Here is a 21,589-nt window from a genome sequence, read left to right as displayed (position 1 = left end):
CCCCGAACGCCCCTCAGCTGGTGACTTCGATGCGGTGCGGCTTGGCCTTCTCGGCCTTGGGGACGCGCACGGTGAGGACTCCGTTGGCCAACTCCGCGGTGATGCTCTCGGTGTCGGCGTTCGGAGGCAGACTCGTGCGGTAGTCGAACTCCCCGACATGCCGGGTCTGCCTGCGGAGCACGCCCGTACGCTCCTTCTCCTCGATCTCGCCGTGGACGTCGAGCTCGCCCTCTGCGACCTCCACGGTGATCCGGTCCTTGTCGACGCCGGGAACCTCGAGCTCCCACAGGTAGGCCTCCTCCGTGTCCTCGACATCGGCCAACGGCGCCCACGCCGCCGACTCGGCCCGGGGGAATCCGCTGCCGGGGAAGGGGAAGGTGGAGCGCATGAGCTGGTCCATCCGGGTGCGCAGCTCCTCGAGCTCCCGATACGGGTCCCATCCGGAGACCGAACCCCTGTTGTGGTGGACGGGAAGTGTCATCGGTCATTCCTCCTTGTTCGGTGCACCGGCCGAGGCGCAGATCGTGGTCACATCGGCCACCCGACGGCCGGACCGGGATCCGGTCGCGTGATACCCACGCCCTGGACATCGCGTTCGGCGATGTCCAGCAGTTGCCGGCCCAGATCCTGCACGGCCCTGCCCGCGGCCAGCTCGTCGCCGATCTCCGGGACATCCACGTCGGCCGGGTTCCGGCGTGCGGTGCCGTGCCCGGTGAGGACCGTGGTCCCGGTGTCGATCACCGCTCGGGCCTTCGTGACGCCCTCTTCCTCGAAGAGGTAGAGGCGAGCCTTCCATTCCAGGGTGTGCGACATTGCTGTCCTCCTCAGCTCGGGACGGACCTGTAGGACCCCGCGCCGGGGCGACCGGACACCGCCCGCCGCGCCGCTGAGGCCCCCGTCCGTTCGGTGATGTGCCGCCGGACCCGTTCGGTGAGCGCGCCGAGTTCCTCGGAGGCCGTCGCACGAGGGGGGACAGGGGCGCGGATCATGCGGGCGGCCGGCGGCAGTGCGGTCAGGTCGGCGGCGAACCTCTCCCGGCACTCCCGAAGCGTCGGCCCGCTGTCGGTGCGCTGCCCGTTCCGCATGACCGTTTCCAGCAGCGGTTCGCCGTCGCGCGGTGGCCGTTCGTCGGCCAGCCCGATCACGTCGGCACCACCGGCCCGACGAAACACCTGCTTCCGCCCGGGCGCCGTCACCTTCGCCGACGAGAGTTTCATGACCGGTCGCCCTTCGTACTCCACCATTTTGTACGCGGAGTCCAGGAACGGCGCGTCGGCCGAGACGCCGACCCGGGTGCCGACCGCGTAGACGTCGACCGGTGCTCCGGAGCGGACCAGGTCGTCCACGGCGTACTCGTCGAGCCCTCCGCTGGCTGTGATCCGCACGTCGGGCAGGCCCGCTTCGTCGAGCAGGTACCGGGTGCGTACCGCCAGGGCTCCCAGATCACCGCTGTCCAGGCGTACGGCACAGCCGGGTCCGCGGTCCAGGTCCCGCAGGACACGTGCCGCGACGCGGACGCCCTCCTCGGTGTCGTAGGTGTCCACCAGGAAGGTCACGGGGCCGGGGTGGGTCCGGGCGAACGCGCGGAACGCCTCCTCCTCGTCTTCGAACGCCTCCACGTACGAGTGGGCCATCGTGCCGACGGCGGGCAGGTCCAGGGACGTGGCCGCGGCCACGTTGCTGGTCCCCGCGAAACCGGTCATCGCGCCGAGCCGGGCGGCCTGGAACCCGGCCTGCACGCCGTGGGTCCGTCGCAGGGAGAAGTCCACCACCGGATGTCCTGCCGCAGCGAGCACACAGCGTGCGGCCTTCGAGGCGATCATCGTCTGATGACTCACCTGGTTGAGCACGTACGTCTCGACCAGCTGTGCCTGCGGAAGCGGCGCGGTCACCTCCAGCAAGGGCTCGCCCGCGAGCACGATCCGTCCTTCCGGCACCGCCCGCACGCTGCCGGTGAACCGCAGTCCGAGCAGGGGCTCCAGATCCCGCGGTGGTCGGTGGAGAGCGGCGGCGAAGGCGCTGACGTCCTCCGGGCCCACATGCAGCCCGGACAGGTAATCCAGGGCCGATTCCAGCCCCGCCGCAACCAGGAAGCCCCGCTCCGCCGGCAGATCGCGGACGAAAAGGCTGAATGTCGCCGGACCGGTCATGTCCTCCCGCAGATAGGACATGGCCATCGTCACTTCGTACAGATCGGTGGTCATCGCCTCGGACATCGGGCCACCTCCTCCATCGCGCTCCGACTGCCAGGTGTCACCGGCGGAACCGGCCGGCCCACTCGGGCTCCACCAGACCCCATTCGGCGTCCCACTGCGCGTACCTCCTGCGGTCCAGCGCGATGCGCACGCCCGCCCGCGTCAGGAAGACACCGGCCGTCACACCGATGACCGTGAAGCCTCCGGCGAACCAGCCGTTCGCCAGGGCCTGGTTCTTCGTCAGCGGGGGACCGGTGACGGTCCCTTGCCGGTCCACCCAGAGTCGCACCGAGGCGCCCTCGGTCATGCCCGGCTTCAGGCGGGCGCTCGACGTCCGCACCGCGCCGCTGTCGTCGGTCCAGCGGACCACTGCCTGTTCCTTCGTCGCCCGGCCGACGTTCTCGGTGATCGACATCACCTGTGCCTCGACCTGCTGCCGCTCCGCGGACTGGGTCTGCACCGTGCGTATCGACGACTCGTACGTCGTCCTGCCGACGACGAGACCTGCCACCGGAAGTCCGACGACCAGCACGACCATCAGTACGCGACGCAGCCACAACTCGACCCGGTCCGACGTACGGATCAGGGGGTTGTGCCCCTTGGGCGTCCCGTGCCTGCGCGGACCGGGCGCGTACGGTGAACTCCGGGTACTCATCGTCGGGCCTCCAGCACATCACGCTGGTCGCTTCACTTCCCACCGTCGAACAGCGGCGGGCCCGGGTCACTGGGCCGAAGGTCCCCGACGGACGGTCCTTCAGACCTCGCTGCGGCCCCTCCACCACCCGCCGCGACCGCGTGGTGTCCGCGTGCACGGCGGAAGGGTTTGCGGTAACTGTCGAATGAGTGGTGGCAGGCACCGCACGGCGTACGGCGCTTCCGGAGAGGCTTACCGGGTCATCACCTTTCCGGCTTCTTACGAGAGGGAGGCAGGTGCCATGGAGCCAGTGATCACCGTCGGTCTCGACGGCTCACCCGAGAGTCTTTCCGCCGCTCGGTGGGCCGCGGACGAGGCCGAGCGCCGCAACTTCACGCTGCGCCTGCTGCACGCGTGGCCCCTGCTGGCGCCGGAACCGGCCAGGACTCCCTCCGAGATGGACCAGAACTACTGGGCGAAGCGGCTGGTGCACAACGCGCAGTCGGAACTGCAGAGGCTCCATCCGGGTCTCGCCATCGTCGGCAGTCTGGTGGCGGACGAGGCGCAGGAAGCACTGCTGCACGCGGCGTCGGAGTCCTCCATGACCGTGCTCGGCTCGCGCGGGCTGGAGCTCGTCGAGAGCTACTTCCTCGGCGACATCAGCATGTCGGTCGCGGCACATGCCGAGCAGCCGGTCGTCCTGGTCCGCGCCGGGAGCCGTACGGAAGCTCCGGGGACCGAGCCCGGGGAAACGGGGGAGGTCGTGGTCGCGCTGAAACTGCACGGCCCCTGCGACGACCTGCTCGCGTTCGCCTTCGCCACGGCAGCGGCACGGAAGGTGCCGCTGCGGGCCGTGCACGGACAGAGCCTGCCCGTCCATGCGTACGTGCCCTGGGGGGTGGACCACGAGGTCGCCGACGACATCAGCCAGGCCGCGCGGAAGGAGCTGGACCGGGCCCTCCACCCCTGGCGCGAGAAGTACCCGCGGGTGGACGTGGCCGACGGCATCGGGCTGCAGAGTCCCGCCCGCGCGGTCCTGCGGTTCGCCACGAACGCCGGGCTGCTCGTCGTCGGCCGGCGCAGGCACCACCGCGTTCCGGCACCCCGACTGGGGCCCGTCGCCCAGGCCGCCATCCACCACGCACGCTGTCCCGTCGCGGTTGTCTCCCATGACTGAGCCGGACGACCGGAGGCGAGCGTCAGCAGGCGCGCACCGGACCGACGCGTCCGTGCTCCGTTCGGGCACCGGACCCGGCGACGGTGTCACGTTCCCCCGCGCGGAGTTGCACGAGACGCACACCGCGATCGTGCTCCTCTTCGGCCACCACGCCTACAAGATCAAGAAGCCGGTCGATCTGAAGTTCCTCAACTACACGGCGGTGACGGCCCGCAGGGCCGCCTGCGAACGGGAGGTCGCCCTCAACCGCCGCTTCGCCGCGGACGTCTACCTGGGCCTGGGAGAGATCCGCCTGCCGCACACGGACGACGCCGAGCCGCTCGTCGTGATGCGCCGCATGCCGGCGGACCGCCGCCTGTCCCGGCTGGTACGGGAAGGGGCCGCCGTGGACGACGTCCTGCGATCCGTGGCGCGTCAGCTCGCCGCACGCCACGCGGACGCTCCCCGAGGCCCGGAGGTGGACGCGCAGGGAAGCCGCGACGCGCTGTCGTCCAGGTGGGAGGCGAGCTTCGCTCAGGTCCGTGCCCTGGCCGACGAGATCCCCCTGCCCGACGGCGTCGACGAGGTGGAGCGGCTGGTGCGCCGGTACCTCGCGGGCCGTGAGCAACTGTTCGACACACGGATCCGGGAGGGACGCGTCGTCGACGGCCACGGCGACCTGCTGGCCGAGGACGTCTTCTGCCTCGACGACGGCCCCCGCATCCTGGACTGTCTGGAGTTCGACGACCGCCTTCGACACGTCGACGGCCTGGACGACGCCGCTTTCCTCGCCATGGACCTGGAGCAGCTCGGCTCCCCGGAATCCGCCGCGTACTTCCTCACCCGGTACAGCGAGTACTCCGGCGACCCCGCGCCCCCCTCGCTGTGGCACCACTACGTGGCCTACCGGGCGTTCGTCCGCGCCAAGGTCTCCCTGATCCAGTCACGCCAGGGCGCACCCGGTGCCGGGGCGGCGGCCCGGCGGCTCGTCACGGCGACCCTGCGGCACCTGCGCGCCTCCGCCGTCGGTCTGACCCTGGTGGGCGGGCTGCCGGGCAGCGGGAAGTCCACGCTCGCCGGAGCCCTGGCGGACCGCCTCGGGGTGACCCTGCTCAGCAGCGACCGCCTCCGCAAGGAACTGGCCGGCATCCCCGTGGAGCAGTCCGCTGCGGCCCGCTACGGCGAAGGTCTGTACACCCAGGAGTGGACCGCCAGGACGTACGCCGAACTGCTCGACCGTGCGGCCGCCCTCCTGTCCTCGGGGGAGTCCGTCGTCCTGGACGCAACCTGGTCCCACGAGGGGCAGCGCGAAGCGGCCCTGCGCACCGCCGAACGCACCGGTGCGGATCTGGTGGCCCTGCACTGCCGGGTCCCCGGCGAAGTGGCCGAGGCCCGCCTCGGCTCCCGCACCGCGGGTACGTCGGTATCCGATGCGGACAGCGCCGTGGCCGCCGCCATGGCGGCCGAGGAGCCGCCGTGGCCCGAGGCCGTCGCGATCGACACCGGCGGCCCCCTGGAAGCGGCGGTCTCCCAGGCGTTGGCGGCCGTACACCCGTGGCGCACGGCCCCGGCGCCGGTCTTCCGCCGCCCTTACATGCTGCCGGACTGACACGACGGGGAGCAGTGCGGGCACCCCCGTGTTGCCCGGGAGTCTCTGGCGGGTGACGGTGGTGAGGAGACGGCGAGCGAGGGAGCGGCCATGCGCGGACTCGTCCATCACGGCCCCGGGCGGACCTCGTGGGACACGGTTCCCGATCCCGTGATCGAGGCGGACACCGACGCGATCGTACGCGTCGACGCGACCACCGTCTGCGGGAGCGATCTGCACATCCGGCGGGGCGACCTCCCCGAGGTGAAGCCGGGAACGGTCCTCGGGCACGAGGCCGTGGGCGAGGTGGTGGAGGTCGGCCGGGGGGTGCGCACCAGGCGCCCCGGACACCAGGTGATCGTCTCCTCCGTGTCGGCCTGCGGGAACTGCCCTCCCTGCCGCGACGCCATGTACGGACAGTGCCGGGGCGGCGGCGGATGGATCCTGGGCCGGGAGATCAACGGGACGCAGGCCGAGCTGGTCCGCGTCCCCTTCGCCGACTCCTCCACACACCGCCGGCCCCCGTACCTCCCGCTCGACGAGGCGGTCCTGCTCGCCGAACTCCTCCCGACCGCCTATGAGGTCGGGGTGCGCAACGGACATGTGGGCCCGGGTGACACCGTCGTCGTGGTGGGCGCGGGTCCGGTGGGCCTCGCCGCGGTGGTTCTCGCCCGCCTGTACTCGCCCCGGCGGGTCATCGCGGTGGACCTGTCGCCGTCCCGGCTGGCATCCGCCACCCGTATGGGCGCCCATGCCGCCGAACTGCCCGGGAGAATGGTCTCCGACCTGTCCGAGGGGCCCGGCGCCGACGTCGTCATCGAGGCCGCGGGCGATCCGGACAGCTTCGTCCTCGCGACCCGCGTGGTGCGGGCCGGCGGGCACATCGCCAACATCGGCATGCACGGCAAACCCGCCACCCTCCATCTCGAGGCGCTGTGGCGCAAGAACGTCACGATCAGCACGGGCCAGGTCGACACCTCCTCCACGCCGTGGCTGCTCGACCTCCTGGCCTTCGGACGGCTCACGGTCTTCCCGCTCGTCACCCACCGGTTCCCTCTCCAGCGCATGGAGGACGCCTACGAGGTCTTCGCTCACGGACCGGACACCGGTGCCCTCAAGGTCGTGCTCCTCCGCGAGATGCCGGAACCGTCGCGGTAGCCGGTCACCCGGTCCGCGGCCGGCGACGGGGTCGCCTCTCACGGCCCATGGGCGACGAGGAAGTCCGCACTGCCGGACAGCGTGGTGAGCCGTGGTGTGTCCGCGTCCTCGATGCGCACTCCGGTACGTTCGCCGAGGATCTCGATGTAGGACAGGAAGTCCAGCGAGTCCATCTCGAGCGCCTCCCGGAACATGTCGTCGGGGCCCAGCGTGTCCAGGTCGGCGTCGGGGACGACCTGGGTGATCGACTCCTTGACCACGTTCAGTGCGTCGGTCCGGTTCACAGTTCCTCCGGGTTCTGCAGGAGACGGTCGACCGCTGTGAGACACCGGGCCCCGACGGCGCCGTCCGTCGCGCGGTGGTCCGCCGAGAGGGTGACGGTGACGACGGGCCGTACGCCCAGCAGCCCGCCGACGGCCCAGGGCCGGTCGACGATGCGTCCGAAGCCGAGGAGAGCCACCTGCGGCGGATGGATGACGCCGAACACGGTCTCCACTCCCTGGTCGCCCAGGTTGGTGACCGTGAGGGTGGCGCCGGACACCTCGGAACCGCGCAGCCTGCCCGTGCGAGCGCGGGTGACCAGATCTTTGAGGGTGGTCATCAACGCGGGCAGATCCAGGGTGTCCGCCCTGTGCAGGACCGGAGCGACGAGTCCTCCGCCGCGCAGGGAGACCGCCACGCCCACATGGACGCCCTCACCCGCGGCGAAGCGGTCGTCGACCCAGAAACCGTTCAGCTCGGGCACCTCACGGGCCGCGAGGGCGGCCGCCTTCAGCAGCAGGACCGCCGGAAGCAGCCGTTCGGACATCGGACTGCGCCGGTTGTGGTCGTGCAGCCAGTCCATGGAAACCGACATGTCCACGGTGGTGGACAGGTAGTACTGCGGGATCTCCCGGTTGGCGCGGGTCATGAGCCGTGCGATCGCCCGGCGCATGTCCGGCGCCCGGCCCTCGGGAGGGTGGGAGGCATGCACCACGGCGTCGGTCCGGGGCGGAGGCGGGGGAGCGCCGGCGGGTCCGGCGGCCGCCCTGCTCACGTCCTCGGCGCGAATGGCCGCGTCCCTCCCGGTGCCGGTCACCGCGGACAGGTCGACGCCCAGTTCGGCGGCGCGTCGACGGGCGAGGGGGGTGGCCCGCGCACGCCGGGGCCGGGTGCCGGCCGCTGCCGTCGCCCGCTCGATGTCGGCACGGGTGACCCGCCCGGCCGGCCCGGAGCCCGGGAGGGCCTCCAGATCGACGCCACCCTGTTCCGCGAGGCGCCGGATCAAGGGGCCTGCCTCGACGTGGCCGCGACCCCGCGCCCCGGACACCACCGGCGCACCGGCCCGGACGGGCTCGGAGGCCACGGTGGGCCCAGTGCGCTCAAAGGCGGGCGGACCCTCGGGTTCCCCCTGCGGCTCCCTCCGCGGCCGGCGGGCCTTCCCGCCCTCCCCGCGTGCTTCGGCCCCCGTCTCGATCAGTGCGAGCGGCGTCCCCACCGGTACCGTCGTACCCGGCCGCACGAGCGGCTGTCCCATGGTCCCGCTCTCGAAGCACTCCACCTCGATCGTGGACTTGGCGGTTTCGACGACCGCGACCGGATCGCCCCTGCGGATGGCGGCGCCGGGCTCCACGAGCCACTCCACGAGCGTGCCCTCGTCCATGTCGGCGCCGAGTGACGGCATGGTGAACTCGCCCATGGTCAGTCCACCACCCGGTGTGCGGCTGCGACGATGTCGGCGGTCTGCGGCAGTGCGGCCTCCTCCAACTGCCGGGCGTACGGAATGGGCACCTCGGCGCTGCACACCCGCTCGACGGGGGCGTCCAGATCGTAGAACGACTCCTCGGCGATGCGAGCGGACACCTCCGCGGCCGGACTTCCCGTACGCCACGCCTCGTCGACGACCACCGCACGATGGGTACGGGCCACGGACGCGGCGATCGTCGCGCCGTCGAGCGGCCGCAGCGTGCGCAGGTCGATCACCTCGGCGTCGATGCCCTCGTCGGCCAGCCGGTGAGCCGCCGCGAGCACTTTGGGCAGCGAACCGCCGTACGTGATGAGGGAGACGTCGGTACCGGGCCTGCGGATCGCCGCGTGGTCCAGGTCCACGGCGGTGGTCGGCGGAGCCGGCTCGCCGGAGGCGTTGTAGAGCGTGCCGTGCTCGAAGATCACGACGGGGTCGGGATCGGCGAGCGCGGGGGACAGCATGTGGCGCGCGTCCTCGATCGTGGCCGGGGCGAGGACGCGCATTCCGGGAATGTGGGTGTAGAAGCCTTCGAGGCTGTGCGAGTGCTGCGCCGCGAGCTGCCGTCCCGCGCCGGTCGTCATCCGGATGACCAGGGGGACGGGCAGCTGGCCACCCGACATGTGCAGCAGTGTGGCGGCGTTGTTCAGGATCTGGTCGAGGGCCAGCAGGCTGAAGTTGACGGTCATGATCTCGACGACGGGCCGCATGCCGGCGAGGGCGGCACCGATACCGGCGCCCACGAACGCGGACTCCGAGAGCGGGGTGTCGCGTACGCGGTCGGGACCGAACTCCTCCAGCAGACCGAGGCTGACACCGAAGCAACCGCCGTACCGGCCCACGTCCTCGCCCATGAGGAAGACCCGGTCGTCGGAGCGCATCGCCTCCCGCAGCGCCTCGCGCATCGCTTCCCGGTACGTCGTGCTCGTCGACGTCGTCCCGCGGGTGCTCACGATCGGATCACTTCCCTGGGGGCCGCTCTGAGGTGACGTGGCGGAGCAGATCCTCGACCGGCTCCTCGGGGGCCTGCTCGGCCGCTTCCACGGCGTGGTCGATCTCTTCGGCGATCCGTCGCTCGATCCGGGAGAGCTCCTTGTCGTCCAGCTCGCGGTTGTCGCGCAGGTGGTCCGTCAGCCGGCCGATCGGGTCACGGGACTTCCACCGCTCGACCTCCGCTTTGTCGCGGTATCGGTCGGGGTCGTACATGGAGTGGGCGCGGAACCTGTAGGTGCGCAGTTCCAGGAAATGCGGTCCGGTGCCCGCCCTGATGCCCTCGACGGCCCGCCGGGCGGCCTGCTCGACGGCTTCGACATCCATGCCGTCCACCGCCCAGGCGGGCATGCCGTACGAGGCGGCGCGCATCGCCAGATCGGTCTGCGCGTGCTCCCGGGCGAGCGCGGTGCCCATGGCGTACAGGTTGTTCTCACAGACCAGCAGCAGCGGGAGGTTCCACAGGGCCGCGAGGTTGGCCGTCTCATGGAACGCGCCCTCGGCGAAGGCACCGTCGCCGAAGAAGCAGCAGGTGACGCGGGGCAGCCCGCGCATCCGGTCGGCCAGGGCCAGTCCGGCGGCCAGGGGGAGCCCGCCGGCGACGATCGCGCTGCCGCCGTAGAAGCGGCGACGCGCGTCGAACAGGTGCATGGACCCGCCCCGTCCGCCGCTGCAGCCGGTCGCCTTCCCGAACATCTCCGCCATGACGGCCTCGGCCGTGAGGCCGCGCGCCAGTGCGTGGCCGTGTTCGCGGTAGGTGGAGACGACCGCGTCCTCGGGGGTCAGTGCCTCGTTGACGCCGACGGCGACGGCCTCCTCACCGATGTAGAGGTGGACGAAGCCACGGATCTTCGCGGCGCTGTACAACTCCACGCACCGCTCCTCGAAACGCCGGATGCGCAGCATGCCCTCCAGCAGGTCCGTCCGGTGCCCGGCGTGCGACCGGCCGGTCCGTGGCGGTTCGATGCCCTCCTGCCGCCCGGCCGTCGTGGTCCTTCGGCCGGGCTTCGGGGGCGTCGCGTCCTTGCGGGGACGGGCGGTGGGGCGGGCCGCGCTCATGCGGATCCCTCCAGAGTCGACACGTCGCCGGCGGGCAAGCCGAGTTCCCGCGCACGCAGCAACCGGCGCATGACCTTGCCGCTGCGGGTTCTGGGCAGGTTCTGGTCGAACGCCATCTCCCTGGGCGCGACGGCCGGGCCCAGCCGGCGGCGGGCGAAGCCCAGCAGTTCACGTTCCAGCTCGGCGGAGGGCTCGACACCGGGACGCAGCGACACGAAGGCCTTGACGACGTTCCCGGCCACGGAGTCCGGCCGTCCGATCACCCCCGCCTCCGCGACCGCCGGATGCTCCATCAGCGCGCTCTCCACCTCGAACGGGCCGATCAGATGCCCGGCCGACTTGATCACGTCGTCGGCACGCCCCACGAACCAGTACCAGCCGTCCGCGTCCCGGCGTACCAGGTCGCCCGTCAGGTACCAGCCGTCGGCGAAGGCCGCGTCGTAGCGCTCCTTGTCGTGGAGATAGCCGCGGAACATCGACGGCCAGCCCGGCCGCAGCGCCAGCTCCCCCTCCTCATCGGGGCCCTCCACCTCGGTGACCCGGCCACCCGTGACCAGCGCGCGGCCGTCCTCGCCGGTCCTGAGCACGGTGGCTTCGACGCCGGGCAGCGGGCGTCCCATGGAGCCGGGCCGGATGTCGCAGGCCGCGTAGTTCGCGATCATGATGCAACCGGTCTCCGTCTGCCACCAGTTGTCGTGCACGGGCAGGCCCAGCACGTCCCGGCCCCACAGCACGGCCTCGGGGTTGAGAGGCTCTCCGACGGAGGCGACGAAACGCAGCGCCGAGAGGTCGTAGGAGCGCGGCAGGTCGTACGGGCCCTGCCGCGGTGTCGCACGCATGAGCATGCGGAGCGCGGTGGGCGCCGTGTACCAGACGGTGACCCGCTGCTCCCCGAGGATCCGGTACCAGCGGCGGGCGTCGTAGTCGCCCTCGTCGACGACCACCGTCACGCCGTGCGCCAGCGGGGCGACGATGCCGTAGGACATGCCCGTGACCCAGCCCGGGTCGGCGGTGCACCAGTACACGTCCCCGGGGTGCAGGTCCAGCGCGTACGCGGCCGTGGCATGGTGGGCGACCACTGCCTCGTGGACATGCACGGCGCCCTTGGGGCTGCCGGTGGTGCCGCTGGTGAAGTGCAGCAGGGCCATGTCCTCGCCCGAGGTCGAGGGGATGGTGAAGGCCTCCTCCGCGGTGCTCGTCGCCTCCTCCCAGGCGAGCGTGCCGGGCAGTTCCCCGGCACCGGGCCCGACGATCAGGACGTGCTCCAGACCGGGCAGCGCGTCCCGGCGGGCGGCCACCTTCTTCCGGTAGAGCGCCGCCGTCGTCACCAGGACCCGTGCGTCCCCGAGCCGCAGTCGCTGCTCCACGGGATCGGGGCCGAAAGCCGAGAAGAGAGGGCAGAGCACGCTGGTGTTCTTCAGCGTGCCCAGGACCGTCGTGAAAAGCTCCGGACACCGGCCGAGCAGGGTGAACACACGGTCCCCTCGGCCGATGCCCAGGCTCCTCAGCACGTTCGCGAAGCGGGATGTACGCCGGGCCAGCTCGCCGTACGTGACGTCGGTGACGGCGTCGTCCCGTGCGATGCACCGCAGCGCGACCTTGTCCGCACGCCCGGAGACCGCGTGCCGGTCCACCGCTTCGTGCGCGATGTTGAGCCCGCCGCCGGGCAGCCCGGCCAGAGCGTCGCGCGCCTGATCCCAGGTGAATGCCGACCGGGCCTCTTCGTAGTCGGCGAGACGGGGCGGAACAACGGTTCCGGTGTCCTTGTGGATCGTTTCCCAGTCCATAGGTGCTCCTCGCGGCGCTGCCCTCGGTTTCCAGGGTCGCGGAGCACTGCGCCGGTCGCACGTCGGCCGGGATCACGTCCGTGAGGCGGCGGCAGCCGCAGTCGGGAAGGGCGTCGGTCGCACTCGAGGTCGTGGTGCGGGCGACGCGTCCGGTCGTGGTACGGGCCGACACGGCTGGTGAGACGCGGCAGGTGCTCGGCAACGGCCGAGGGATGTGGTCCACGGGGTCGATGTCCCTGGCGGTGACGTCGAGCGGAAGGCTGCCCCTGTCCGCACTCGGCAGAAGGCGGCGTCCGGAGCGGGACCGCAGGTCGTAGGGACCGGCTCACCGACCACCCGAGCATGCGCGGACCGGCCGGTTGGCGGTGAACGTCACCCCCGAGCCGCTTCGGCGGGTGGTCACCGGCGGGCGCGCCGGTGGGCCATGAGCAGGCCGAGGGCCACGCCCACGAGGAGCGTGACCGTGAGCACGCTCCACAGCGGGAGCGTGACGGTCGGGACCCAGAGTCTGATGGTGACCGACTCCGTGTTGGCGGCTATGAACCAGATGGCCAGGCCGGCGAGCAGCACGAAGCCGATGGTGCGCAGCCTGACATCACGTCCCTTGACCGTCACGGTAGCCGGACCGTACGCGTGTGCGGTGTTCCGCGCCATACGCCCATTGTCCGGCCGCCCGTCCGCATCGGCGACTCGAGAACCGCATCCTGGAACACGCCCTGCGCTCGCCCACCGAAGCCGTGCGTCGGCGGCCGGAGTTCACTCCGGGCCGTCCCGGACGACCGCGACCGGACATCGCGCATGACGCAGGACGGTCTGACTCACCGACCCCAGGAGCAGACCCGTGAACCCGCCCCGGCCCCGCGCACCGACCACGAGAAGCCCTGCGTCCTCACTCGCCCGGATGAGCGTGTGGCGTACCCGGCCGACGACGGGGCGGTGCTGCACCCTGACGTCCCGGTGCTTCTGCTCGTCCCCGGCCAGCGCCGCCTCGATCACGTGCTCCGCATGGTCCCGCAGGTGGCCCCTGTCGTACGTCACGAAAGGGGGGTCCGCCGGTCCGTCGTAGGCGTCCGCGCTGCCGGGCGCGCACACGTGCACCGCGGCGAGACCCACGCCGCGAAGACGCGCCTCGGCAAAGGCGAAGTGGACGGCCGGTGCCGACGAGGGCGCGTCGTCGACCGCCAGCAGCACCGGACCGCCCGGGGCCCGCCGTCCCCGCGCGACCAGCACCGGGCAGCGGCCGTGGGCCGCGAGATGCCCGGCGGTCGAGCCGAGCAGCAGGCCGCCGACGGCGCCTCGGCCGTGGCTGCCGACCACGGCCAGCGCGGCCGTGCGTGATGCGATCACGAGGACGGTCGTCGGCTCGCCCAGCACGACGTCCCGGTCGATCTCGACTCCGGGAACCGAGTCGCGGGCCCGCCGCTCGGCCTCCGCGAGGGTGCCGTCGACCAGTTCGCGTATCCCTGTCCCGGCCGGGTTCCACGGCGGGCCGGCGTGCGGAACATGCGGGGACCGGCGTCCGAAGGCGTGCACCAGCCGCAGCCCCGTGCCCCGGAGCGCGGCCTCACGGGCAGCGGTCTCCACCGCGTCCAGGCTCGACGGGGACCCGTCCACCCCCACCACCACCGGCTGATCCATGGCAACACTTCCTCGGGACCCTGCTACCGCTCCCGCTCGTGCGGCACGACGACGACCGGGCAGCGCGCATGGTGAAGGCAACCCTGACTCACGGACCCGAGCAGCATGCCGCGAAACCCGCCGAGCCCCCGCGTACCCACCACGAGGCCGAGTGCGTGGGCGGAAGCCGTCATCAGCTCCTGCACCGGGTGCCCCTTGACCACCTCATGGTGCAAGTCCACCCCGGGATGAGCGGCACCGCGCCCGGCCACCGTCTCCGACAGCAGCCGACGGCACTCCTGCACCGCCGCATCCTCGTCCAGCACCCCGAGCACCGGAGGGTGCCAGACGTACAGCGCGCGCAGGGAGGCACCTCGCAGTGAAGCCTCTTCGAACGCGAGGTCGACGGCCGCGGCCGAGTGCGGGCTGCCGTCGACGCCGACGACGAAGTACGGCGGCCGCTGGGCGGTGTGCTCCGCCTCCCGCACCACGACCACCGGACAGGCGGCGTGGGCGGTCAGCGGCAGCGCGACGGCGGCGGAGCCGAACAGCTCCTGTGCGGTACCGAGATGCCAGGAACCGACCACGACCTGCGCGGCGTCGCGCGAGTGCTCGGCCAGAACCCATGCCGGGTGCCCCTCGGCCAGTACGGCCGAGGTGTCCACCCCGGGACGGCGCGACTCGACGAAAGAGACCACGCGCCGGAGCACGTCGTCGCCCTCCGTGTGCAGGTCGTCCCGCCACTTCTCCCACGACGGAGGGCTGCCTTCCAGACGGAAGCCGGGAACCGGCAGGCCCTGCGTGTACACGAGTGTCAGGGGGAGACGGCGCCGGTCCGCCTCGTCGGCGGCCCAGGTGACAGCCGCCAGTCTGTCCGGATCGGGATCGACACCGACCACGATCGGCTTGCGTCCGTCGACCGGCATGGTGAACACCTCCAGCGGATCGCTATCGGCACCGCTCACCCTTGTCCGCGGGTGCTTAAGCCAGAGTGGGCCGTGGACAGCATTTCAAACGAGGGCCAACGGTCTCTGCCCGCATACGGCGGAAAGGGACCTTTGCCGCGTGGCAGGGCCTGACGGACCTGGGCAGCCAGGGCGTCGCGGCGTCTACTTGAAGTGTCCGGTCTTCACACGGTGGAACGAGCCGGCTAGGAGCCGAGATGAAAGTGGAAACGCGCTGCGGTCGCACCATCGGCGTCACCCGTTTCGCCCCGTCGGGACTCCCGGCATCCATGGGGCGCGTCGTCGTCGACACCTCCTGTGCACCGTACGACGAAGGCGAGATGTGGGCGTCCCTGACGGCCGAGGAAGCGCGACGCCTGGCCGGGTTGCTGCTGTACCAGGCGGCTGTCGTGGAGCGGGAGCCCGCGGGCCCGCCGGGAGCGGCCGAGGTGACGCCGATCGCGGGGGACGCCTTCGAGATACGGGTCCGCGGCCACGTCCTGACGGTCGACCAGCCGTTGACCGACGGGGGGAAGGACACCGCCCCCACCCCGGTGGAGCTCTTCGTGGCAGCGGTCGCCTCGTGCGCGGCGCACTACGCGGGGCGCTTTCTCGACCGTCACGGTGTGGCACGCGAGGGCCTGTCGGTCCGAGCCGAGTACCGCATGGCGGACGACCGGCCCGCCCGGGTCGCGGGTCTCGCCCTGACGGTACAGGCGCCCTCCCTGCCACCCCGGCGGCTGGCCGCGCTGCGCGCGGTGGTCTCCCACTGCACGGTCACCAACACACTGGCGCAGGCACCGGACGTCGAGCTGGACGTCCGGTGTTCCTCCGGCGAGGCGGTGGCTGAGACTTCGCAGAAGGTCCAGGCCTGACTTCTGCCCCGTGAGAGACGGGACGGGCCGACCTCAGGGACCGGGGCGGAGTTCCCCGGCTATGCCCGCCGCCCAGCCGTCGACGGCCTCCCAGTCCCGGAAGTCGCCGAAGCGTCCGCCCACCAGGCGGAAGAAGACGCGGCCGGAGCGAGGGAGCTGGTCGCGTCCGACGACCCCGGAGAACAGGCCGTGACCGCGGTACCGCAGATCCGGCGGCAGGCCGTTCTCGACGGCCTGCCGCTCCTTGGGAGCCAGACGGCGCCACGGACCGCGCAGTGCGGCCGGCATCCCCACGCTGAAGATCCACACGGGCCGGGAGCCCAGCACCTCCAGGTTGTCCCGTACGAACTTCCTGGCCGGAGGAAGCCAGCTCTGCCCGTGCACGGCGCTGCCGAGGACGAACACGCGGTACGCGTCGGCGTCCTCGACTTCCTCCAGGGGCCTGGCCTCGGCCGTCAGGCCCGCACGGCTCAGTACGGCGGCCATCCGCTCGGCGATCGTCCGGGTGGAGCCGTGGGCGGTCGCGTAACCGACGAGGACGTCCATGAGGAGCACCTCCTTGTGTCGTGTCCGCCGCCGAGGGACCGCTTGCTGTGGGGAGACCCACCGGCCGGCCGCACCGACGGGCGGACGAGGGCCGCTGTCACCACGGCACCGGTGGCTCCGGGGTTCCCGGCCACGCTGGTCGAGCCGGGGCGGCCCCGCAGCACCCGGCGGGCGTTCGCCCTGATGCTGTCGGCGAATCGGGTGGGGCACGGGCGTCGAGCGACCGGTCACCGGGAACGGCTTCACCGATGATCTGATCCCAGTATCGGTGCGGCCGCCCAGGGCGGCACCACTGAGCGCTGCATCGAACCGGGCCGATCGTCCCGACGCCTCTCCCACGGCATGGCGGCGGACACCGCCCCGTACGAAGCTGGAAGTGAGGGCAGGCGGCGAGGGATCCGGAACCGGGCACGAGAGGCGGTGCGGGCGGTGACCATTCCCCTGGTGGTCGGGATCGACGGGTCCGAGGCGAGTTTGGAAGCGGTGGATTGGGCGGCGCAGGAGGCGACACTGCACGCGGTGCCGCTCCATCTGCTGTATGCGGCGGGACGGGGCGAGGAGACGGCCGATGTCCTCGGCGCCGCCACAGGACGTGTCGAGGAGACCGCTCCCACCGTCCCGCTGTCCACCGAAGTGCGGCACGGGGATGCCGCCTCCGCCCTGATCGACCGGGGGCGCAACGCCTTCGCACTGGTGGTGGGTTCACGGGGGCTCGGGGGTCTGTCCGGGATGCTCCTGGGCTCGGTCGGTCTGGCCGTGGCGGCACGGGCGGACTGCCCGGTGGTCGTGGTGCGCGGAACGGCCGAACACCGGGGCGCCCGGTTCCGGAGCATCGTCGTCGGTGTCGAGGCGGGGGAGGCCAGCGGCACAGCACTCCGGTTCGCGCTCCGCGAAGCCCGTGCCCGGCATTGCCGGCTGGTGGCAGTGCACGCCTGGAGCACATCGGCCGGTGCTCACGCGGCGCCCCGGGCGTCCACGGGGTACGCCCTGGAGACCCGCCGACGTCCGCCGGCACAGGTACTCGACGATGCCCTGTGCGACCCTGCCGAGCGGTACGGCGACGCATCCGTCAGCCGGCGCGTGGTCGAGGGACCGGCCCGCCAGGCGCTGTTGGAAGCGGCGTCGGAGGCGGACCTCCTGGTAGTCGGCGCGCGTCGGCGCAAGGGACACATGGGGCTGCAGTTGGGGCTGACCAGTCACGCGATGCTGCACCACGCGCCCTGTCCGGTCGCGGTCGTCCCCCAGATGTGAGCCGGCACTCTCCCGTGGACCGGGAGGGAGGGCGGAAGCCGAGTCGTGCGGCGGTCGCGGCGGGCCGCAGGCAGTGCGACGGTTGTTGCAGGGACTCTCATGAGCGGCAGGAGCGGAAGGCGGGTGGCGGCCATGGAAGGTCCGCTGGTGGTGGGGGTCGACGGCTCGGACTCCAGCCTCGCGGCGCTGGACTGGGCGGTGGACGAGGCGGCGCGGCACGGGTGGCCCCTGCGGCTGGTCCATGCCTCACTGTGGGAACGGTACGAAGGCCGAGTCCCGTCCTTCTCCCGGGAACGACCCCCCGGCGAGGTCCTCGCCCAGCACATCATCGCCTCCGGAGCGGAGCGCGCCCGCTTGCGCCGTCCGGAGGTCAAGGTGTCGAGCGATGTGCTCCCCGAGGACCCGGTGTCGGCACTGCTGTCGGCCGGGCACGACGCCCGGTCGCTGGTCGTGGGGTCCCGGGGTCGGGGCGAGCTGGCCGGGCTGACGCTGGGGTCGGTGGGGCTCGGGGTGGCCTCCCGGGCGGCCTGCCCGGTCGTCGTGGTCCGCGGTGGGGAGCGGAACCGGCACGGAGCCTTCGGACGTGTGGTGGTCGGGGTCGGTGATCTGCCCCAGTGTCTGGGGGCTGTGCGGTTCGCCCTGCGCGAGGCCGGAGTACGCGGCGCGACCCTCCACGCCGTGCGGGCCTGGCGCCGCCCGGCATCCGGGGACGCGGCCGACCGGACCGCGGACGACGGCACGCCCGCGCAGCAGGAACGCGCGTCGGCCACCCTCGACGAGGCGTTGCTCCAGGCGGTGCAGGAACAACCGGACGTCGACGTGACCCGCGCACCGGTCGAAGGCCCTCCCCGTCAGGTCCTCCTGGAGGCGTCGGCCGACGCCGACCTGATCGTCGTCGGAGCCCTGCGTCGGCACGGCCATCCCGGCCTCCAGCTCGGCAGGGTCGCCCACACCTTGCTGCACCACGCCCCCTGCCCGGTCGCCGTCGTTCCGCAACGCGTCTGACCCCGGCTCTCGCACGATTCGGTGGGGACAAGGACAGGGGCGGCCGATGTCGGAGTGGACCTGGGAGTACGAAGGGTACGATCCCGCCGCCGAGCGTCTGCGGGAGGCGCTGTGCACGCTCGGCAACGGCTGCTTCGCCACCCGCGGCGCGTTCCCCGAGGTCAGGGCCGGCCTGGTGCACTGCCCGGGTACCTACCGGGCCGGGTGCTACAACCGCCTCGAGTCGACCGTGGCCGGGCGCCACGTCGTCAACGAGGACATGGTCAACCTCCCGAACTGGCTGCCGCTCCGATTCCGCGTACGGCCGCAGGGCGGGACCTGGGGCCCGTGGCTCACCCCGGACTCCACCGCCCTGCTCGGCCACCGGCAGGTCCTGGACCTGCGCCGGGCCGTGCTCACCCGGACGTCGCGCTACCGGGACGGGACCGCGCGAGTGCTCCGGGTCGAACAGATCCGCCTGGTGCACATGGCGAACCCCCATCTGGCGGTGCTGCGGACGGTCCTCACCGCCGAGAACTGGTCGGGGGACGTCGAGGTCGAATCCGCCCTGGACGGCGACGTGATGAACGCCAACGTCCACCGCTACCGGACCCTCGAACGGCACCATCTGACACAGGTGCGCACCGGTGCACAGGAGCCCGGGACGGCCTGGCTGTGCTGCCGGACCAGCACGTCCGGCATCGGGATCGCCATGGCAGCGCGGACCGTCGTCGTGGGGCCGCCCCCCTCTCTTTCGCGGCTGCTCCCGAACCGGCGCCGCGCGGTCCACCGCCTGGTGATCCCGCTCGCTCCGGACCGGCCCGTCGAGGTGGAGAAGACAGTGGCGCTGCACACCTCACGCGACGCCGCGATCGGCGACCCTCTTGGCGCGGCAGTCGACCGTGTGACCGCGGCCCCGGACTACTCCGACCTGTTGGACTCGCACACCGCCGCCTGGGGGCGGATATGGCGGCGTGCGGACATCCGCATCCCGGGCCAGGCGGGCCGCATCCTGCGGCTGCACCTCTTCCACGTACTGCAGACACTGTCCCCGCACACGGCGGACCTCGACGTGGGTGTGCCGGCCCGGGGGCTCCACGGCGAGGCGTACCGGGGGCATGTGTTCTGGGACGAGCTCTTCGTCCTGCCCTATCTGAACCTGCACTTCCCCGAGGTGTCCCGGGCCCTGCTGGCCTACCGGCACCGACGCCTGGACCGGGCCTGCCGGTCCGCCGCCGCCATCGGACGGGCCGGGGCGATGTACCCGTGGCAGAGCGGCAGCGACGGCCGTGAGGAGACCCAGGCGCTGCATCTCAACCCCCGCTCGGGCCGCTGGCTTCCGGACAACTCCCGGCTCCAGCACCATGTCGGCTCGGCGGTCGCGTACAACGTGTGGCAGTACTACGAGGCCACCGGCGACACCGAGTTCCTGCACACCAAGGGTGCGGAGATGCTGGTGCAGATCGCCCGGTTCTGGACCGACAGTGCGGTCTTCGATCCCGCGACGGGCCGCTACCGCATCCGGGGGGTCGTCGGCCCCGACGAATACCACGACGGCTATCCGGACGCCGACCGGCCGGGACTGAACGACAACACCTACACCAACGTCACCGCCGCCTGGGTCGTCGCCCGCGCCCTGGAGCTCCTGCGCCGCCTTCCCGCCTGGCGCCGACAGGAACTGTTCGAGCGTGTCCGGCTGGACGGAGACGAACTACCGAAGTGGGAGGAGGTCTCCCGGCGGCTGTACGTGCCGTACCACCAGGGCGTCATCAGCCAGTTCGAGGGGTACGACGACCTGGCCGAGCTGGACTGGGACGCCTACCGGGCGCGCTACGACAGCATCCGGCGGCTGGACCGGATCCTGGAGGCCGAGGGCGACACGGTCAACCGCTACAAGGCGTCCAAGCAGGCGGATGTCCTCATGCTCGGCTACCTCTTCCCGCCGACGGAGCTGCAGAGCCTGTTCCGCCGCCTCGGTCACCACCTGGACGAGGAGATCTGGAGCAGAACCGTCGACTACTACCTGCGCCGCACCAGTCACGGCTCCACCCTCAGTGAACTGGTGCACGGCTGGGTTCTCGCCCGGGTGAGGCGGGCCGAGGCGTGGCAGTACCTCCACGAGGCCCTGGAGGCGGACGTCGCCGACATCCAGGGCGGTACGACGGGGGAGGGCATCCATCTGGGGGCCATGGCCGGCACGCTCGATCTGGTCCAACGGGGCCTGACGGGACTGACGCCCCGCGGGGACGCCCTGTCGCTGGATCCGGTGCCGCTGCCGGCCCTGTCGGAGTACGGGTTCGCCCTGAGCTACCGGGGCCACTGGGGGATCGGCCTGCGCCTGCACAGCGGGCAGTTGGAACTCGCGGTACCGGATTCGGAGGAGTCGCCGGTCCGCGTGGTCCTGTCCGACCGGGCCGTCACCGTCGCTCCCGGAGAGACCTGCATGCTCCAGCTGCCGACGGACTGACCGCGCGCCATGATGAGAACGTCGACGTGGGCCCCACACCGACCCGCCCGCGCCCGATGACAGTCGAACGCCTCCGTGCCGCGGGGGCCGTGAGAGGAGGCGGACCGTCGTGGCGAAGAACGTGCTGGTCGCCTACGGGACGACGAACGGATCGACGGCGGAGATCGCCGAGGCGGTCGCCGGAGCCCTGCGCGACGAAGGGCTTGCCGCCGAGGCTCGGGCTGCCGGGTCCGTCGCGAGTGCCGCGTCCTACGACGCGGTCGTGGTCGGCGGCGGACTGTACGCCGGTCGCTGGCACCGGGACGCCCGCCGTTTCGTCCGCCGCCACGGCAAGGAGCTGGCCGGACGTCCGCTGTGGCTCTTCAGCAGCGGGCCGCTCGACGCCTCCGCGGCGGAGCGGGACATACCACCCGTGCCCTGGGTGCAGAAGGCAGTGGTCCGCCTCGACGCTCGGGACCACGTCACCTTCGGCGGCTGCCTGCGCGAGGGCGCGAAGGGCTGGGTCGCCCGGATGATCCTGCGCAACGGAAAGGGCGGGGACTTCCGCGACTTCGGCCGGATCGAGGCATGGGCCGCGGGAATCGGCCGCGAGCTGAAGCGCGGCTGACGGGGCGG

At 72.0% G+C, this 21,589-nt stretch carries 21 protein-coding genes; 8 read left to right on the top strand and 13 right to left on the bottom strand.

Annotated features, from left to right (window positions below; all coding sequences use genetic code 11):
* Positions 1 to 13 precede the first annotated feature (13 nt).
* From ACZ44S_RS20325 to ACZ44S_RS20310, 4 genes are read right to left on the bottom strand one after another with little or no spacing between them, the layout of a single operon-like run.
* The gene (locus ACZ44S_RS20325; protein ID WP_466930969.1) at positions 14 to 481 is read right to left on the bottom strand and encodes an Hsp20 family protein; all 468 of its coding nucleotides are present in this window, start codon (positions 479 to 481) and stop codon (positions 14 to 16) included.
* Between the two features lie 47 nt (positions 482 to 528).
* A complete protein-coding gene (locus ACZ44S_RS20320) occupies positions 529 to 813 on the bottom strand; it encodes a DUF1876 domain-containing protein (protein ID WP_466930967.1) in 285 nt (94 codons plus the stop codon).
* An 11-nt stretch (positions 814 to 824) separates the two neighbouring features.
* On the bottom strand, positions 825 to 2,216 hold the full coding sequence (locus ACZ44S_RS20315; protein WP_466930964.1) for a nicotinate phosphoribosyltransferase: 1,392 nt from the start codon (positions 2,214 to 2,216) through the stop codon (positions 825 to 827).
* 37 nt (positions 2,217 to 2,253) lie between these two features.
* Entirely contained in the window at positions 2,254 to 2,850 is a 597-nt protein-coding gene (locus tag ACZ44S_RS20310; protein ID WP_466930962.1) for an Rv1733c family protein, read from the bottom strand.
* A 280-nt stretch (positions 2,851 to 3,130) separates the two neighbouring features.
* Here ACZ44S_RS20310 and ACZ44S_RS20305 point away from each other — a divergent pair, with 280 nt between their 5' ends.
* The 3 genes from ACZ44S_RS20305 to ACZ44S_RS20295 all read left to right on the top strand — a co-directional run bounded on the left by ACZ44S_RS20305 (position 3,131) and on the right by ACZ44S_RS20295 (position 6,731).
* Positions 3,131 to 4,006: a universal stress protein gene (locus tag ACZ44S_RS20305; RefSeq protein ID WP_466930960.1), complete on the top strand. Its 876-nt coding sequence runs from the start codon at positions 3,131 to 3,133 to the stop codon at positions 4,004 to 4,006.
* Between the two features lie 106 nt (positions 4,007 to 4,112).
* Positions 4,113 to 5,594, top strand: a complete 1,482-nt coding sequence (locus ACZ44S_RS20300; RefSeq protein ID WP_466931164.1) for a bifunctional aminoglycoside phosphotransferase/ATP-binding protein — start codon at positions 4,113 to 4,115, stop codon at positions 5,592 to 5,594.
* Between the two features lie 90 nt (positions 5,595 to 5,684).
* The gene (locus ACZ44S_RS20295) at positions 5,685 to 6,731 is read left to right on the top strand and encodes an alcohol dehydrogenase catalytic domain-containing protein (RefSeq protein WP_466930957.1); all 1,047 of its coding nucleotides are present in this window, start codon (positions 5,685 to 5,687) and stop codon (positions 6,729 to 6,731) included.
* Between the two features lie 38 nt (positions 6,732 to 6,769).
* Here ACZ44S_RS20295 and ACZ44S_RS20290 read toward each other — a convergent pair whose 3' ends face one another.
* From ACZ44S_RS20290 to ACZ44S_RS20255, 8 genes are all read right to left on the bottom strand, one after another.
* On the bottom strand, positions 6,770 to 7,015 hold the full coding sequence (locus ACZ44S_RS20290) for an acyl carrier protein (protein ID WP_466930955.1): 246 nt from the start codon (positions 7,013 to 7,015) through the stop codon (positions 6,770 to 6,772).
* Entirely contained in the window at positions 7,012 to 8,409 is a 1,398-nt protein-coding gene (locus ACZ44S_RS20285) for a dihydrolipoamide acetyltransferase family protein (protein WP_466930952.1), read from the bottom strand. The genes ACZ44S_RS20290 and ACZ44S_RS20285 overlap by 4 nt, the downstream gene beginning before the upstream one ends.
* Before the next feature lie 2 nt (positions 8,410 to 8,411).
* The gene (locus ACZ44S_RS20280; protein WP_466931162.1) at positions 8,412 to 9,359 is read right to left on the bottom strand and encodes an alpha-ketoacid dehydrogenase subunit beta; all 948 of its coding nucleotides are present in this window, start codon (positions 9,357 to 9,359) and stop codon (positions 8,412 to 8,414) included.
* 55 nt (positions 9,360 to 9,414) lie between these two features.
* On the bottom strand, positions 9,415 to 10,503 hold the full coding sequence (gene pdhA / locus ACZ44S_RS20275; protein WP_466930950.1) for a pyruvate dehydrogenase (acetyl-transferring) E1 component subunit alpha: 1,089 nt from the start codon (positions 10,501 to 10,503) through the stop codon (positions 9,415 to 9,417).
* Entirely contained in the window at positions 10,500 to 12,290 is a 1,791-nt protein-coding gene (acsA, locus tag ACZ44S_RS20270) for an acetate--CoA ligase (RefSeq protein ID WP_466930948.1), read from the bottom strand. The genes pdhA and acsA overlap by 4 nt, the downstream gene beginning before the upstream one ends.
* A 399-nt stretch (positions 12,291 to 12,689) precedes the next feature.
* Complete coding sequence (locus ACZ44S_RS20265; RefSeq protein WP_466930946.1) at positions 12,690 to 12,944, bottom strand: lipopolysaccharide assembly protein LapA domain-containing protein; 255 nt, start codon at positions 12,942 to 12,944, stop codon at positions 12,690 to 12,692.
* A gap of 102 nt (positions 12,945 to 13,046) precedes the next feature.
* Positions 13,047 to 13,928: a universal stress protein gene (locus ACZ44S_RS20260; protein WP_466930944.1), complete on the bottom strand. Its 882-nt coding sequence runs from the start codon at positions 13,926 to 13,928 to the stop codon at positions 13,047 to 13,049.
* 23 nt (positions 13,929 to 13,951) lie between these two features.
* Positions 13,952 to 14,833 (bottom strand): universal stress protein, encoded by an 882-nt coding sequence (locus tag ACZ44S_RS20255; protein WP_466931160.1) that lies wholly within the window; start codon positions 14,831 to 14,833, stop codon positions 13,952 to 13,954.
* A gap of 236 nt (positions 14,834 to 15,069) precedes the next feature.
* Here ACZ44S_RS20255 and ACZ44S_RS20250 point away from each other — a divergent pair, with 236 nt between their 5' ends.
* The gene (locus ACZ44S_RS20250) at positions 15,070 to 15,726 is read left to right on the top strand and encodes an OsmC family protein (protein WP_466930942.1); all 657 of its coding nucleotides are present in this window, start codon (positions 15,070 to 15,072) and stop codon (positions 15,724 to 15,726) included.
* Positions 15,727 to 15,759: 33 nt separating this feature from the next.
* Here ACZ44S_RS20250 and ACZ44S_RS20245 read toward each other — a convergent pair whose 3' ends face one another.
* Complete coding sequence (locus tag ACZ44S_RS20245) at positions 15,760 to 16,272, bottom strand: flavodoxin domain-containing protein (protein WP_466930939.1); 513 nt, start codon at positions 16,270 to 16,272, stop codon at positions 15,760 to 15,762.
* Between the two features lie 429 nt (positions 16,273 to 16,701).
* Here ACZ44S_RS20245 and ACZ44S_RS20240 point away from each other — a divergent pair, with 429 nt between their 5' ends.
* The 4 genes from ACZ44S_RS20240 to ACZ44S_RS20225 all read left to right on the top strand — a co-directional run bounded on the left by ACZ44S_RS20240 (position 16,702) and on the right by ACZ44S_RS20225 (position 21,581).
* The gene (locus tag ACZ44S_RS20240; protein WP_466930937.1) at positions 16,702 to 17,523 is read left to right on the top strand and encodes a universal stress protein; all 822 of its coding nucleotides are present in this window, start codon (positions 16,702 to 16,704) and stop codon (positions 17,521 to 17,523) included.
* A gap of 132 nt (positions 17,524 to 17,655) precedes the next feature.
* Positions 17,656 to 18,528, top strand: a complete 873-nt coding sequence (locus ACZ44S_RS20235; protein ID WP_466931158.1) for a universal stress protein — start codon at positions 17,656 to 17,658, stop codon at positions 18,526 to 18,528.
* 46 nt (positions 18,529 to 18,574) lie between these two features.
* Positions 18,575 to 20,974 (top strand): glycoside hydrolase family 65 protein, encoded by a 2,400-nt coding sequence (locus tag ACZ44S_RS20230; RefSeq protein ID WP_466930935.1) that lies wholly within the window; start codon positions 18,575 to 18,577, stop codon positions 20,972 to 20,974.
* 109 nt (positions 20,975 to 21,083) lie between these two features.
* Entirely contained in the window at positions 21,084 to 21,581 is a 498-nt protein-coding gene (locus ACZ44S_RS20225) for a flavodoxin domain-containing protein (RefSeq protein WP_466930933.1), read from the top strand.
* Positions 21,582 to 21,589 lie beyond the last annotated feature (8 nt).

The organism is Streptomyces malachitofuscus, from assembly GCF_055571035.1.
This window is presented reverse-complemented; position numbering and strand designations above follow the sequence as displayed.

What these genes read in the sequence shown, in the direction of transcription:
- ACZ44S_RS20265 (WP_466930946.1), bottom strand. Translation starts at nt 12,944, where the DNA reads ATGGCGCGGAACACCGCACACGCGTACGGTCCGGCTACCGTGACGGTC.
- ACZ44S_RS20260 (WP_466930944.1), bottom strand. Translation starts at nt 13,928, where the DNA reads ATGGATCAGCCGGTGGTGGTGGGGGTGGACGGGTCCCCGTCGAGCCTG.
- ACZ44S_RS20255 (WP_466931160.1), bottom strand. Translation starts at nt 14,833, where the DNA reads ATGCCGGTCGACGGACGCAAGCCGATCGTGGTCGGTGTCGATCCCGAT.
- ACZ44S_RS20305 (WP_466930960.1), top strand. Translation starts at nt 3,131, where the DNA reads ATGGAGCCAGTGATCACCGTCGGTCTCGACGGCTCACCCGAGAGTCTT.
- pdhA (WP_466930950.1), bottom strand. Translation starts at nt 10,503, where the DNA reads ATGAGCGCGGCCCGCCCCACCGCCCGTCCCCGCAAGGACGCGACGCCC.
- ACZ44S_RS20250 (WP_466930942.1), top strand. Translation starts at nt 15,070, where the DNA reads ATGAAAGTGGAAACGCGCTGCGGTCGCACCATCGGCGTCACCCGTTTC.
- ACZ44S_RS20280 (WP_466931162.1), bottom strand. Translation starts at nt 9,359, where the DNA reads ATGCGCGAGGCGCTGCGGGAGGCGATGCGCTCCGACGACCGGGTCTTC.
- ACZ44S_RS20310 (WP_466930962.1), bottom strand. Translation starts at nt 2,850, where the DNA reads ATGAGTACCCGGAGTTCACCGTACGCGCCCGGTCCGCGCAGGCACGGG.
- ACZ44S_RS20235 (WP_466931158.1), top strand. Translation starts at nt 17,656, where the DNA reads ATGGAAGGTCCGCTGGTGGTGGGGGTCGACGGCTCGGACTCCAGCCTC.
- ACZ44S_RS20325 (WP_466930969.1), bottom strand. Translation starts at nt 481, where the DNA reads ATGACACTTCCCGTCCACCACAACAGGGGTTCGGTCTCCGGATGGGAC.
- ACZ44S_RS20285 (WP_466930952.1), bottom strand. Translation starts at nt 8,409, where the DNA reads ATGGGCGAGTTCACCATGCCGTCACTCGGCGCCGACATGGACGAGGGC.
- ACZ44S_RS20245 (WP_466930939.1), bottom strand. Translation starts at nt 16,272, where the DNA reads ATGGACGTCCTCGTCGGTTACGCGACCGCCCACGGCTCCACCCGGACG.
- acsA (WP_466930948.1), bottom strand. Translation starts at nt 12,290, where the DNA reads ATGGACTGGGAAACGATCCACAAGGACACCGGAACCGTTGTTCCGCCC.
- ACZ44S_RS20315 (WP_466930964.1), bottom strand. Translation starts at nt 2,216, where the DNA reads ATGTCCGAGGCGATGACCACCGATCTGTACGAAGTGACGATGGCCATG.
- ACZ44S_RS20230 (WP_466930935.1), top strand. Translation starts at nt 18,575, where the DNA reads ATGTCGGAGTGGACCTGGGAGTACGAAGGGTACGATCCCGCCGCCGAG.
- ACZ44S_RS20295 (WP_466930957.1), top strand. Translation starts at nt 5,685, where the DNA reads ATGCGCGGACTCGTCCATCACGGCCCCGGGCGGACCTCGTGGGACACG.
- ACZ44S_RS20320 (WP_466930967.1), bottom strand. Translation starts at nt 813, where the DNA reads ATGTCGCACACCCTGGAATGGAAGGCTCGCCTCTACCTCTTCGAGGAA.